13 protein-coding genes are annotated in these 13350 nt (G+C 66.2%); 3 read left to right on the forward strand and 10 right to left on the reverse strand.

The genetic code is table 11. From position 1 onward, the window contains the following. Position 1: 1 nt before the first annotated feature. From AC1DIN_RS06310 to pheS, 7 genes are all read right to left on the reverse strand, one after another. Positions 2-742, reverse strand: a complete 741-nt coding sequence (locus AC1DIN_RS06310) for a TerC family protein (RefSeq protein WP_441468782.1) — start codon at positions 740-742, stop codon at positions 2-4. Between the two features lie 21 nt (positions 743-763). Continuing rightward, a complete protein-coding gene (locus AC1DIN_RS06315) occupies positions 764-1468 on the reverse strand; it encodes a TerC family protein (RefSeq protein WP_476764913.1) in 705 nt (234 codons plus the stop codon). 88 nt (positions 1469-1556) lie between these two features. After that, positions 1557-2633: a tartrate dehydrogenase gene (locus tag AC1DIN_RS06320; RefSeq protein WP_476809093.1), complete on the reverse strand. Its 1077-nt coding sequence runs from the start codon at positions 2631-2633 to the stop codon at positions 1557-1559. Further along, a complete protein-coding gene (locus AC1DIN_RS06325) occupies positions 2630-3541 on the reverse strand; it encodes an alpha/beta fold hydrolase (RefSeq protein ID WP_476809094.1) in 912 nt (303 codons plus the stop codon). The genes AC1DIN_RS06320 and AC1DIN_RS06325 overlap by 4 nt, the downstream gene beginning before the upstream one ends. Positions 3542-3734: 193 nt before the next feature. Then, a complete protein-coding gene (gene pheT / locus AC1DIN_RS06330) occupies positions 3735-6158 on the reverse strand; it encodes a phenylalanine--tRNA ligase subunit beta (RefSeq protein WP_476809095.1) in 2424 nt (807 codons plus the stop codon). 26 nt (positions 6159-6184) lie between these two features. After that, entirely contained in the window at positions 6185-7366 is a 1182-nt protein-coding gene (locus tag AC1DIN_RS06335; protein WP_476809096.1) for a ceramide glucosyltransferase, read from the reverse strand. A gap of 28 nt (positions 7367-7394) precedes the next feature. After that, on the reverse strand, positions 7395-8477 hold the full coding sequence (pheS, locus tag AC1DIN_RS06340; protein ID WP_476809097.1) for a phenylalanine--tRNA ligase subunit alpha: 1083 nt from the start codon (positions 8475-8477) through the stop codon (positions 7395-7397). A 113-nt stretch (positions 8478-8590) separates the two neighbouring features. Between pheS and AC1DIN_RS06345 the strand changes: the two genes are divergently transcribed. Continuing rightward, positions 8591-9367 carry an LOG family protein gene (locus AC1DIN_RS06345; RefSeq protein WP_441468973.1) on the forward strand — a complete coding sequence of 259 codons (777 nt, stop codon included), beginning with the start codon at positions 8591-8593 and terminating at the stop codon, positions 9365-9367. A 134-nt stretch (positions 9368-9501) separates the two neighbouring features. On the opposite strand, the gene rplT is transcribed toward AC1DIN_RS06345, so the two are convergent. Beyond that, positions 9502-9876 carry a 50S ribosomal protein L20 gene (rplT, locus tag AC1DIN_RS06350; protein WP_441468789.1) on the reverse strand — a complete coding sequence of 125 codons (375 nt, stop codon included), beginning with the start codon at positions 9874-9876 and terminating at the stop codon, positions 9502-9504. Between the two features lie 28 nt (positions 9877-9904). Continuing rightward, a complete protein-coding gene (gene rpmI, locus AC1DIN_RS06355; RefSeq protein WP_377846399.1) occupies positions 9905-10105 on the reverse strand; it encodes a 50S ribosomal protein L35 in 201 nt (66 codons plus the stop codon). A 271-nt stretch (positions 10106-10376) separates the two neighbouring features. Here rpmI and AC1DIN_RS06360 point away from each other — a divergent pair, with 271 nt between their 5' ends. Continuing rightward, on the forward strand, positions 10377-11402 hold the full coding sequence (locus AC1DIN_RS06360; protein ID WP_441468790.1) for an amino acid ABC transporter substrate-binding protein: 1026 nt from the start codon (positions 10377-10379) through the stop codon (positions 11400-11402). Positions 11403-11426: 24 nt separating this feature from the next. Here AC1DIN_RS06360 and AC1DIN_RS06365 read toward each other — a convergent pair whose 3' ends face one another. Then, on the reverse strand, positions 11427-12635 hold the full coding sequence (locus tag AC1DIN_RS06365; protein WP_476809098.1) for an MFS transporter: 1209 nt from the start codon (positions 12633-12635) through the stop codon (positions 11427-11429). A gap of 102 nt (positions 12636-12737) precedes the next feature. Here AC1DIN_RS06365 and AC1DIN_RS06370 point away from each other — a divergent pair, with 102 nt between their 5' ends. Further along, positions 12738-13325 (forward strand): TetR/AcrR family transcriptional regulator, encoded by a 588-nt coding sequence (locus AC1DIN_RS06370; RefSeq protein ID WP_476809099.1) that lies wholly within the window; start codon positions 12738-12740, stop codon positions 13323-13325. The last annotated feature ends 25 nt before the right edge of the window (positions 13326-13350 follow it).

Consider the following 13350-nt stretch of genomic DNA (forward strand, 5'->3'; position numbering starts at 1 on the left):
TTCAGCCTGGCTGGTCGACCGGCTTGCGCTTCAGCGCGTAGGCGACGGCGCAGACGAAGAGCGCGCCGATGACTGCCGCCGCATAGTGCGGCAGGTTTGCCGGGCCGATGCCGATCGGGCTGACATCCGTCGGAACCGGCTTGACCCAATCCGGCCAGTTCACTTGCAGCCACTGCAGCACGGCAATGTCGCCAAGGATCATCTCGGCAGCGATCCAGCCCAGGAGCGCAGCACCGAGCCAGATCAAGATCGGGAAGCGCTCGATGATCGAGGTGAGCAGTTGCGCGCCCATGATGATCAGCGGGATCGAGAGCAGCAGACCGAAGATGAAGAGCTCGGCATGCCCACGCGACGCCGCCGCAATGGCGATGACGTTGTCGAGGCTCATCACGGCGTCCGCGATGGCGATGGTGCGCACCGCCTTCCAGAGGCTTTCACTCGCCTCGATATTGCCGTGGGATTCTTCCTCTCCGACCGCGAGCTTGATCGCGATCCAGAACAGCAGGATGCCGCCAATCACCTTCAGATAGGGCACGCCGAGCAGATAGGTCACGACCAGCGCGAAGATGATGCGCAGGCCGACGGCCGCGCCGGCGCCGAGCCAGATGCCGATCTTCCTGCGGTTCTCCGGCAACGAACGGCAAGCGAGAGCGATCACGACCGCATTGTCGCCGGAGAGCAGCAGGTCGATCCAGATGATCTGCAGCAACGATATCCAGAAGGTGGAGGAGGAAAAATCCATCACTCGGTCTGCCCCTTTTCTTCAGTGAGCCGGATCGGGCCGGCGCGATTTGATGAAGTAGCCGAGACCGACCACGAGCAGAGCGCCCAGGATCGCGGCCGGATATTCGAGCTTGTGCAGCAGTTCCGCGCCGAACCGGTCGACCAGCCACGGATCGCTTTCGAACATCTCGCCCGCGACCCAGCCCAGGAGCGCCGCGCCGGCCCAGACGAGGATCGGGAAGCGGCTCAGGAGATTGGTGATGAGCGAGGCGCCAAGCACGATCAGCGGGATCGAGATGATCAGGCCGGCGACCAGCAACGGGATCGAATCCTTGGCGACGGCGGCGATGGCCAGCACATTGTCGAGGCTCATGACGATGTCGGCGATGGCGACCGTCTGCACGGCCTTCCACAGCTTGCTGCTGGCGGCGACGGAGTTCTCGTCCTGCCCCTCGTCCTCGACGATCAGCTTCACCGCGATCCAGATCAGCAGCGCAGCGCCGACGATGCGCAGGAAGGGCGCATTGAGCAGCGAGGCGATCAGCACCGTGAAGACCACGCGCAGCACGACGGCGACGCCGGCGCCGAGTGCGATGCCCTTGGTGCGCTGTGCCGGCGCCAACGCGCGGCAGGCGAGCGCGATCACGACCGCATTGTCGCCCGAGAGCACGATGTTGAGGGCGATGATCTCTGCAAGCTTGCCCCACATCCGGGGGTCGACGATGGAAATCGACGAAATATCCATGAGCTCAAATCCGTTCTCAGCCTCATGACCCCGGTCGAAGCGGCCGGGGCTCGTCTTGTTGCAATCTGACGTCCCTGTTCGTCGCCGATCAGAGAGCCTGTTCGACCGCCTTGCCCGCCGCTTCCGTTCCGAGCGAGCCACCGAGATCGCGGGTACGCGTCCGGGCATCGCCCAGCGCCCGCTCGACAGCCGCCTCGATGCCCTTGGCAGCCTCGTGCTCGCCGAGATGATCGAGCATCATGGCGCCGGACCAGATCATGCCGACCGGATTGGCTATGCCTTGGCCTGCGATATCCGGCGCCGAGCCGTGAACCGGCTCGAACAGCGAGGGATGATCGCCCGTCGGGTTGATATTGCCGGAAGGCGCGATGCCGATCGTGCCGGTGCAAGCCGGGCCGAGGTCCGAGAGGATGTCGCCGAAGAGATTGGAGGCGACGACCACGTCGAAACGGTCCGGATTCAGCACGAAATGCGCGGTCAGGATGTCGATATGATACTGGTCGACCGCCACATCCGGGAACTTCTTGGCCATCTCCTTCACCCGTTCGTCCCAATAGGGCATGGTGATCGAGATGCCGTTCGACTTGGTGGCCGAGGTCAGCTTCTTGCGCGGCCGGCGCTGCGCCAGTTCGAAGGCGTATTTCAGCACGCGGTCGACGCCGACGCGGCTCATCACCGTCTCCTGGATGACGATCTCTCGCTCGGTGCCGGCATACATGCGCCCGCCGACCGAGGAATACTCGCCCTCGGTGTTCTCGCGCACGACGAAGAAGTCGATCTCGCCCGGCTTGCGGTTGGCCAGCGGGCCGGGAACGCCCGGCATCAGCCGCACGGGGCGCAGGTTGACGTATTGATCGAACTCGCGCCGGAACAGCAGCAGCGAGCCCCAGAGCGAGATGTGGTCGGGCACCTGCTGGGGCATGCCGACCGCGCCGAAATAGATCGCGTCGTGGCCGCCGATCTTCTCCTTCCAGTCGTCCGGCAGCATCTTGCCGTGCTTCGCGTAGTAATCGCAGGAAGAGAAATCGAACTCGTCGAGACGCAGTTCGAACCCGAACTTCTTGGAAGCGGCCTCCAGCACGCGCAGTCCCTCGGGCATGACTTCCTTGCCGATGCCGTCGCCGGGGATGACGGCGATACGATAGACGCGATTGGTCCCGCTCATGATGTTGCTCCGAAGAAGGCGTTGAATTCCGCGGCAACGAGGTCGGGGACCTCTTCCGCGAGGTAGTGCCCGCCCGGGAGGGCGTGGCCACGCACATCCTGCGCACGCTCACGCCACAAGGCCAGAGGGTCGAAGCACTTGCCGATAATGCCGTTGGCGCCCCAGAGCGCGAGCAGCGGCTGCGTCAGCTTGCGGCCGCCATCTTCGTCGTCATGGCGGATGTCTATGGTCGCGGCAGCGCGATAGTCCTCGCAAGAGCCGTGAATCGTCGCCGGATCGGCGAAGCAGCGCAGGTAATGAGCGAGCGCCTCCGGCGCAAAGGGCGTCATCCCGGCCGAACCCGAGCCACATTTCTTGCGCCAGTAAGCCTCCGGGTCGGCCCCGATCATCCGCTCCGGAAAGGGGGCGGGCTGGATCAGGAAGAACCAGTGCCAATAGGCGCGGGCGAAGGCGTCCGTCGTGTGGGCGTACATCTCGCGCGTCGGCGCGATGTCGAGCGTAGCGAGGCGGATGACACGCTCGGCATGGTCGAGCGCGAGGCGATGCGTGACCCGCGCCCCGCGATCATGGGCGCCGACGAAGAAGCTGTGATGGCCGAGCGCGGTCATCACCTCCGCCATGTCCTGCGCCATGGCGCGCTTGGAATAAGGCGCGTGCTCGGCGTCGGTCGCCGGCTTCTCGCTGTCGCCATAGCCACGCAGGTCGGCGCAGACCAGCGTGAAGCGGTCCTTCAGCCGCTCGGCCACCTTGTGCCAGAGCGCATGGGTCTGCGGGTAGCCGTGCAGCAGCAGGAGCGGCGGCCCCTCTCCGCCCGTGCGGACACGGATACGCGCGCCCGACGTCTCGACGTCGAGCAGACGAAAACCGGGAAACAGATTGTCCGCAACGGGACGTTCGGTGAGTGTCATCAGATCGCGGCGATGCAAGAATGCGCCAGCCGATACCCTGAAAGCTCAGGGATTTCTTCTGCGGATTATTACATAATCCTGATCAATGGTGGCCGGGGCCGTCATTCCCGGGCGGAGCGAAGCGCAGACTCGAGAATCCCGATCAGGAGATGCTCGGGTCAAGCCCGAGCATGACGCAGGCGTGGTGTCGCTCTCAGCCGCGCAGAGTTGCGCCGTAGCGCTTGCCCATCTCTGCGACGATCTTCGAGCCGACGGCCTCGATCTCGGCCTCGGTCAGGGTCTTCTCGGTCGGCTGCAGCGTCACCGCAAGCGCGACCGACTTCTTGCCGGCCTCGACACCCGGGCCCTCATAGAGATCGAAGACGCCGACATTCGCGATCAGGACCCGGTCCGCGCCCTGCGCCGTCCTGGCCATGTCACCGGCCGCCACTGCCTTGTCGACGATGAAGGCGAAGTCGCGCGTCACCGGCTGGAAATCGGAGAGGGCGAGCTTCGGCTTGACCTTGGTCGGCTTGGACTTGGGCAGCGGCAGCGCATCGAGATGGATCTCGAAGGCGACCAGCGGCCCCTTGACGTCGAGTGCCTTGAGGATGCGAGGGTGGACCTCGCCGAAGGCACCGACGATGCCCTTCGGGCCGAACTGCAGCGTGGCCGAGCGACCGGGATGGGCCCAGCTAGGGCCGCCCGGAACGATCTGCAAGCCGCCGGTCGGGACGCCGAGGCCGGAGAGCAGGCCGAGCACATCGGCCTTGGCGTCGAAGACGTCGACATTCTTGGCGCCGCCGTCCCAATGACGGCCAACGCCGTCGAGGCGGGCGGTGCCGCGACGCAAGCCGGTCGCGGCGATGAGTTGTCCTTCCGGCTCGTCGCTCTTGAAGACCTGGCCGACCTCGAACAGAGCGACGTCGGGGAGACCGCGGTCGGCATTGGCCTGCGCCGCCCGGATCAGGCCCGGCAGCAGAGACGGGCGCATGTCGGAGAGATCGGCGGCGATCGGGTTGGCGAGCGCGAGCTTGGGCGAGCCGCCACCGAAGAGCTTGGCCTGGTCATGCGAGATGAAGGACCAAGTCACGGCTTCGACGAGGCCACGCGCCGCCAGGGTGCGCTTGGCGATGCGCGTGCGCTTCTGGAGCACGGTGAGGACCGGCTTGACGACCTCCCCCTTGATGCGCGGCAGCGGCGTCGAGGCGACGCGGTCGAGGCCGGCGATGCGCACGATCTCCTCGACGAGATCGGCCTTGCCGCCGACATCGCCGCGCCAGGACGGCGGCGCGACCTTGACCCGGTCGCCCGCGCCCGAGACGTGGAAGCCGAGCGAGGTCAGCGCGAGCTTCATCTCGTCCTGCGGCAGGTCGAGCCCGGTCAGGCGCTTGACCTCGGACCAGGGGAAATCGATCGTGGCCGGGCTGCCAGGCAATTCGCCGACGAACTCCATCTCGGAGGCCTCGCCACCGCAGAGCTCGATGACCATCGCCGTGGCGAGATCGAGGCCCGGACGGGCGAAATCGGGGTCGACGCCACGCTCGAAGCGATAGCGCGCATCCGAGTTGATACCGAGTGCGCGGCCAGAGCGGGCGATGTTGAGCGGGTCCCAGAGCGCGCTCTCGATCAGCACGTCGGTCGTCGTTTCGCTGCTGCCCGAAGCCTCGCCACCCATGATGCCGGCGAGCGACTCGACGCCGTGCTCGTCGGCGATCACGACCTGCTCGTCGGTGAGCGTATAGGTCTTGCCGTCGAGGGCGAGGATGGTCTCGCCCGCCCTGGCGCGGCGGACGGTGAGATTGCCCGTCACCTTGGCCGCATCGAAGACGTGGAGCGGCCGGTTGCGGTCGAGCGTCATGAAATTGGTGATGTCGACCAGCGCGTTGATGGGGCGCAGGCCCACTGCGCGCAGACGCGCCTGCAGCCAATCCGGCGACGGGCCGTTCTTCACGCCCCTCACGAGACGCAGCGCGAAGGCCGGGCAGAGCTTGCGGTCCTCGTCAGTCAAGTCGAGCGTAACCTTGACCGGGCACGGGAAGGAGCCGCGCACCGGCTGGATCGGCTGCGATTTGAGCTTGCCTATGCCGGCGGCCGCCAGGTCGCGAGCGATACCGGCGACGCCCAGCGCATCGGCGCGGTTCGGTGTCACGGCGATCTCGATCACGGCGTCGTCGAGCCCGGCATAGGTCGCATAGGGCTGGCCGACCGGCGCGTCAGCGGGCAATTCGATGATGCCGTCATGGTCGTCCGAGAGCTCGAGCTCGGCTTCCGAGACCAGCATGCCGTTCGATTCGATGCCGCGGATCACGCCCTTGCCCAGCGTGACCTTCTTGCCGGGGATGTAGCTGCCCGGCGGCGAGAACACGCCCTTCATGCCGGTGCGGGCGTTCGGCGCACCGCAGACGACCTGGACGGGCTCACCGGTACCGGTGTCGACCATGCAGACGCGCAGGCGATCCGCGTTCGGGTGCTGCTTCGCCTCGATGACATAGGCGATGGTAAAGGCCGACAGCGCGGCGGCGCGATCCTCGATCGCCTCGACCTCGAGGCCGATACGGGTGAGGGTTTCGGCGATCTCGGCGACTGAGGCGTCGGTGGCGAGGTGCTCTTTGAGCCAGGAAATCGTGAATTTCATCGCGCTATCGGGTCAGTATCTTCGGATCAGTCGGAAATCTTCGCGTTCGCCGCCGAAAGCTTCGGGGCCGTATCGTTGAGCTCATTGGTGCCGTCAGCGCGGATCTTCATCGCGTTGCCGCGCCAGCTCACCTCGCCACCGACGAAGGCATAGGCCCAGACGCCGGGGAAGGAGATATCGCGCACGAGCATGGCGATGGGCGCGCGCCAGTTCAGGAACCAGCCGACGCTCGCCGACAGAATGATGTCGCCGGCATACCAGAGCAACAGCACCAGCAGCGGCGGCGCCCAGAAGGGCAGGCCAACAGCCGAGGCACCAACAGCCGCCAGCACGGCCGCCAGGAACGGTGTGGAGAGGATCTCCAGCATGAAGAACGGCAGGAAGGTGACACGCCTAAGCCGCGCCCAGCGGAATTGACGCTGCACCGCATCCGCCAGACGGCGCGGCCCCAACGGCTGCTCGAAGGGCTGGCCGACGAGATGGACATGCCTGCCGGCCCCGCGCACGAGCTTGGTGGCGGCGGCATCCTCCGCGATCTCCTGCCCGAGCGCGGCAATCCCGCCATTCGCATCCAGGAAAGGCTTGTTCCAGAGCATCGACTTGCCCTGCGCGAAGCCGAGCCCCAGCGCCTCGCCGACATATTGCCAGCGCGCCTGGAAGGCATTGAGGAAGGCGCATTCGACCTCGGCGCCGAAGCTCTGCGGCCGCGAGCCGGCCGGCGTCGAGCAGACCAGGCCGGTATCAGGCTGCCAGGCTGCGAGCATGCGCTGGATATAGTTCTTCGGCATCAGCACGTTGGAATCGGCGAGGATGACCCAATCGGTCGTCGCCTCTTCCCAGCCCCGGACGCAGTTGTTGAGCTTGGGATTGGCGCTGACGGCGACGTCGCCGACGATGAGCCGGACCTTCTCCGTGCCATGGGTTCCGATCAGCTCCTCGATCAGCGGGATGATCGGGTCGTGGGCATCGGCGACGCAGAAGATCGTGCTGTAGCGGGGATAATCGAGCTCAAGGCCCGAGACCGCGGTCTCGCGGCTGAAAGCCTCGATGCCGCGCACCGGCCTGATGATCGTGACCGGCGGCAATCTGTCGAGCAGGGCGGAGCGCTGCATGGGCCGGCGCAGCCGCCAGAGCGCGATGGCCTGGCTGACCAGGTTCATCGCAACCAGCAGCACGGCGATCGCCGCCGCCCAGCCCGCAGGCGTCATCGCGCCCTCCCCCGCCCGGTCCGTGCCGTCATGAGGAGAGGCCACCCGTCAGCGTCGGCAGGTCGAGCGGGCGGAAGCCGTAATGGGCGAGCCAGCGCACATCCGCCTCGAAGAAGGGGCGCAGGTCCGGCATGCCGTATTTGAGCATGGCGATGCGGTCGATGCCCATGCCCCAGGCGAAGCCCTGATAGACCTCCGGGTCGAGCCCGCAATTGCGCAGCACGTTCGGATGGACCATCCCGCAGCCGAGGATTTCCAGCCAGTCGTCACCCTCGCCGAAGCGGATCTCCCCGCCCTTGCGCGAACACTGGATATCGACCTCCATCGAGGGTTCGGTGAAGGGGAAGAAGGACGGGCGGAAGCGCATCTTCACGTCGTCTATCTCGAAGAACGACTTGCAGAACTCTTCGAGGATCCACTTCAGATGGCCGAGATGAGCCGACTTGTCGATGACGAGCCCTTCGACCTGATGGAACATCGGCGTGTGGGTCTGGTCGGAGTCGTTGCGATAGGTCCGGCCCGGGCAGATCACGCGGATCGGCGGCTGCTGGGCCAGCATGGTGCGGACCTGCACCGGCGAGGTGTGGGTGCGCAGCAGCTTGCGCTCGCCGTTCGCGTCCGGCGCGAAGAAGAAGGTGTCGTGCATCTCGCGGGCGGGATGGCCGACCGGGAAGTTCAGCTTGGTGAAGTTGAGATCGTCGGTCTCGACATCCGGCCCTTCGGCGATGGCAAAGCCCATGTCGCCGAAGATGGCGGTGATCTCGTCGATGACCTGGCTGATCGGATGGATGCGGCCGCGCGCCTCCGGGCCGTCCTGAACCGGCAGCGACACGTCGACGCGCTCGGAAGCGAGTCTGGCTTCGAGAGCAGCCTCGCCCAGCGCCTCCTTGCGGGCGGCGATCGCTCCCTGCACGCGATCGCGCAGGCCGTTGATCTGCGGGCCCTTTTCCTTGCGCTCATCGGGCGTCATCGCGCCCAGCGTCTTCAGCAGCGCCGAGATCGAGCCCGACTTGCCGAGTGCAGCAATCCGCACGTCCTCGACGGCGGCTTCGTCGGCGGCGGTGTCGATCGCAACGAGCACGTCGCGTTCCAGGGTGGCGATATCGGTCATGAACAGGTCGCAAGCGTTTGAAGGCGTGGGAACGGGCGCGTTCTAGCGGGAACGGCCGGCTTATGCCAGAGCGAAGCGACGCTTTGCCGAACAACCCGGCGCAGCCGATGCCGATGCAGGAGGATGCCTTGCCCGACAACACCCATCAGAAGGAATCGCCGTCCTACCGGCTCGCCGCACTCGACCCGGATTTCATCCTCGGCGATTCGACCCGCGGCGTGCGCTTCATGCTGGAATACCAGAAGGCCGAGGATCATCTGCGGGCGCGCGGCGTCGTCTCGACCATCGTCGTCTTCGGCTCGGCACGCGTGCGCGAGGGCAATCCCTGGTACGAGGCGGCAAGGCAATTCGGCCGCATCGCCTCCGAGCGCGGTGGCGCGCTGCTGGACGGCGAGGCCGGACGCCATCACGTCATCGCCACGGGCGGCGGGCCCGGCATCATGGAAGCGGCCAATCGCGGGGCCACCGAAGCCGGCGCGATCTCGATCGGCTTCAACATCACTCTGCCGCACGAGCAGGAGCCGAATGCCTGGTCGACGCCCGACCTGACCTTCCTCTTCCATTATTTCGCGATGCGTAAGATGCATCTGGCGATGCGCGCCGCGGCCCTCGTCGTCTTCCCCGGCGGCTTCGGCACACTCGACGAGTTGTTCGAGATCATGACGCTGGTGCAGACCGGCAAGATGGGGCCGGTGCCGATCGTGCTCTACGATTCCGGGTACTGGAAGGGCCTGCTCAACCTCGACCGGATGGAAGCGGCCGGCTTCATCCGCCCGGCGGATCTGAAGCTGTTCGCTTATGCCGATACGCCGGAAGAGGCCTATGACCGGATCGTCGCGGGCGCCGGCGACGGCTGGAACCCGCCCGGCAACGGCAGCGTGCAGACGTGACGCGGCCTGTGCCTCTTTCGACCAGAGATTCTCGGGTCCGCGCTGGCGCGGCCCGAGAATGACGGGGGAAGGCGGCCCATAGAAAAAGGCCGGCGTCACCGCCGGCCTTTCCCAATTCAGCGATATCAAACCGCTCAGGCGGCCTGGGCCTGCGCGCCGAGCGCGCCCTTGACCGTCTCGACCACGGCGGCGAACGAAGCCGCATCGTCGATGGCCATCGCGGACAGGGTCTTGCGGTCGAGCTCGATGCCGGCCTTGATCAGGCCGCCGATGAAGACCGAATAGGTCAGGCCGTGCTCACGCACCGCAGCGTTGAGACGCTGGATCCAGAGAGCGCGGAACGAGCGCTTCTTGTTCTTGCGGTCGCGATAGGCGTACTGCATCGACCGATCGACGGCCGCCTTGGCGGCGCGGATCGTGTTCTTGCGGCGGCCATAGAAGCCCTTGGCGGCCTTCAGTGTCTTCTTGTGCTTGGCGTGGGACGTTACGCCCCGTTTCACGCGAGCCATGTCATGATCTCCGGAATGTCAGGGGGCGTCAGCCGTTGGGGAGGAAGAACTTCTTCACGTTGGCCGCATCGCCCTCGAACAGGACGGTGGTGCCGCGGTGATTGCGGAGCTGCTTGTTGGTCCGCTTGATCATCCCGTGACGCTTGCCGGCCTGGGCGTACATCACCTTGCCGGTTCCGGTGATCTTGAACCGCTTCTTCGCGGCCGATTTAGTCTTGATCTTGGGCATTTCAGCTCCTCAATGGTCGCGGCGCTGCGCTTTTTTGAACGCGTTGCCAATGTCTTGCTTTCAGGAAGCAAAGCACGACCGCCACGGCAGCCCTTATCAGCCGGGCGATCGAAGGCCGGCCCTATCGCAGAAAAGTGCCGTTCTGGCAAGTGCGAAGCCGGCAATGCCATGTGAGGCTGCCCGTAAAAGCAGCAGCAATCCACGCGCTTCCTTCAGACGCCTGTCACAACGTAAGGTCAACAGGCGCGTTCTGCATCTGGAGAATCCCCCCGTGAAGAAGCTTCTGCTCAGCCTCGCCGCAGGCCTCGCCCTGACGGCTGCCGCCTCGGCCCCAGCGCTTGCCCAGTCGACCCTCGATAAGATCAAGGCACGCGGCAACATCATCTGCGGCACCAGCGAAGGCGTGCCCGGCTTCTCCCTGCAAGACAAGAACGGCATTTGGCGGGGCTTCGACACCGATGTCTGCCGGGCGCTGGCCGCCGCGATCTTCAACGACCCGGACAAGGCGAGCTATCTCTCGCTGTCCAGCAAGAACCGCCTCGTCGCGCTGCAGTCCGGCGAGATCGACGTGCTCGCCCGCACCACAACCTGGTCGCTCGGCCGCGACATCGGCCAGGGCGTCACCTTCACCGCCATCAACTATTATGACGGCCAGGGCTTCATCGTCCGCAAGAAGCTCGGCGTGAACACGGTCAAGGACCTCAACGGCGCTTCGGTCTGCGTCGCGCAGGGCACGACCACCGAGCTCAACCTCGCCGATTACGGCCGCACCAACGGCATCAAGTTCGAGACCGTCGCCTTCGCAACGCTGGAGGATACGGTGCAGGCCTATGAGGCCGGCCGCTGCGACGCCTACACCACCGATCTCTCGGCGCTGGCCGGCACGCGCGGCAGGCTGAAGAATCCCGACGAGCACATGCTGCTGCAGGAGGTCATCTCCAAGGAGCCACTCGGCCCCTGGGTCCGCAAGAACGATCCGGCCTGGTTCGATCTCGTGCGCTGGACCGTGATCGCGACGATCAATGCCGAGGAGCTCGGCGTGACCCAGGCCAATGTCGAAGAGCTGGCGAAGACCTCGCAGAACCCCGAAGTCCGCCGCATGCTCGGCGCCGAAGGCAAGTTCGGCGAAGGTCTCGGCCTGACCAACGACTGGGTGGTGCGCATCATCAAGGCCGTCGGCAACTACGGCGAGAGCTTCGAGCGCCATTTCGGTCCGAAGACCAGCAACCCGCTGCCGCGCGGCGTCAACAAGCTGTGGACGCAGGGCGGCCTGCAATATGGCCCGCCGATCCGCTGACGTGCCGAAATGCGGGCCGGCCGATCAGGCCGGCTCGCAAACCACCGTCTCCTTCCGCTCGCCCAGCAGCCGGCTGTAGCCGAGGAGCGTGACGATCAGCGCTACGGCGCCGGCCGCGACCGAGATCCAGAAGCCGCTGCGCGCCCCGAAAGCATCGATCAGAGTGCCGGCGGCAGAGGCGCCGAAGGCCATGCCGATGCCGATGCCGGTGATGCCCCAGGTCATGCCCTCGGTGAGCTGGCGCGGCGGCACCAGCCGCTCGATCAGCCCCATGGCGATGATGATCGTTGGCGAGACGGCCGCGCCTGCCATGAAGAAGACCAGCGCCAGCGAAGCCAGGCCGGTCACTGCCAGCAACGGCAGCGTCGTGGCCGCCGCGAGCGCGATCGCCGCGACGAACTGCGTCGCGAGCGAGGCCCTCAACCGCAGCGTGCCGAAGACGAGACCGACGATCAGCGAGCCCGCGGCATAGGTGGCGAGGACGACGCTCGCCATCGCCTTCTGCCCCTGCGCCTCGGCGAAGGCGACGGCGGTGATCTCGGCCGTGCCGAAGATCGCGCCGACGGCAATCATCGCCAGCACGACGACCTGAACCCCGCCGAGCCGGATGACGGACGCATCCATTCCCGCCGAGCGGGCTCGGACAGGCGGTTCGGTGCGGCGCTGGGCGCAGAGCAGCGGCACGCCGACCACCAGGAAGATCATGGCGGCAAGCGGCCCCGCCTCGGGGAACAGGGCGACACTCAGCCCGATCGCCACGATCGGCCCGACGATGAAGATGACCTCGTCGACCACCGATTCGAAGGCGAAGGCCGTGCGCAGTTGCGGCGTGTCGCGGTAGAATTCCGTCCAGCGCGCCCGCACCATCGCGCCGATGCTCGGCATCAAGCCGGCGAGCAGCGCGAAGAGGAAGAGCAGCCAGCTCGGGGCGCCCGCCCAGGTCGAGATCATGAGGCCGCTCAGCGCCAGGGCTCCTGCCCCGGCGGCCGGCATCAGCACCCGGCGCTGGCCATAGCGATCGACGAGACGCGAGACCTGCGGCGTGATCAGCGCGCTGGCCAGCGCGAACACGGCGGCGACAGCGCCGGCAAGGGCGTATTCGCCGCGTCGCTCCGACAGCATGGTGACGATACCGAGGCCGACCATCGAGGCCGGCAGACGTGCGACGAAGCCAGCGGAGGAAAAAGCGAGCGCGCCGGGCACCCGGAAGATCTCGCGGTAAGGGTTAGGCATGGCTTGTCCCGAAGGAAGCGGACATATGCCGCATATACAGATGGATAATTGCATACGCCGCGTATGTCAATTAACATACGAGATGTATGTGAAAGGGATGTGATGGCCCGCAGACTTCGCGCCGACATGATCGCGGAAACCCGCGCCAGCCTGATCGCCGCCGCGCGCGAGGCGTTCGGCTCGGTCGGCTATGCGGCCGCATCGATGGACGACCTCACCGCGGCAGCGGGCCTCACCCGCGGCGCGCTCTACCATCATTTCGGCGACAAGAAGGGCCTCTTCGCCGCGGTGCTCGACCAGATCGACGCGGAGATGACGGTCAGGCTGCGCGCCGTCTCGGCCAAGGCGGAGGATCGCTGGACCGGCTTCCGCGACGAATGCGCAGCCTATCTCGCCATGGCGCTGGAACCGGAGATCCAGCGCATCGTCCTGCGCGACGGGCCGGCCGTGCTCGGCGATCCCTGGAACTGGCCGATCCAGAACGACTGCATCCACATGATGACCAGAGGACTGGGAGAGCTCGTCGCGGAAGGCGTGCTGGCGCCGCTCGATCCGGAGGCCGTGGCGCGACTGATCGTCGGCGCGACCCAGCATGCGGCGCAATGGATCGCGCATGCGCCGGAACCCGAAGCCGCCCTTCAGGCTGCGACCGACGCCTTCGACGCGATGCTCGGCGGGCTCCTGCGCTAGTTCTTTGCTTTTAGTGCATTTTCTT

Source organism: Allobosea sp. 05T438, from assembly GCF_056396025.1.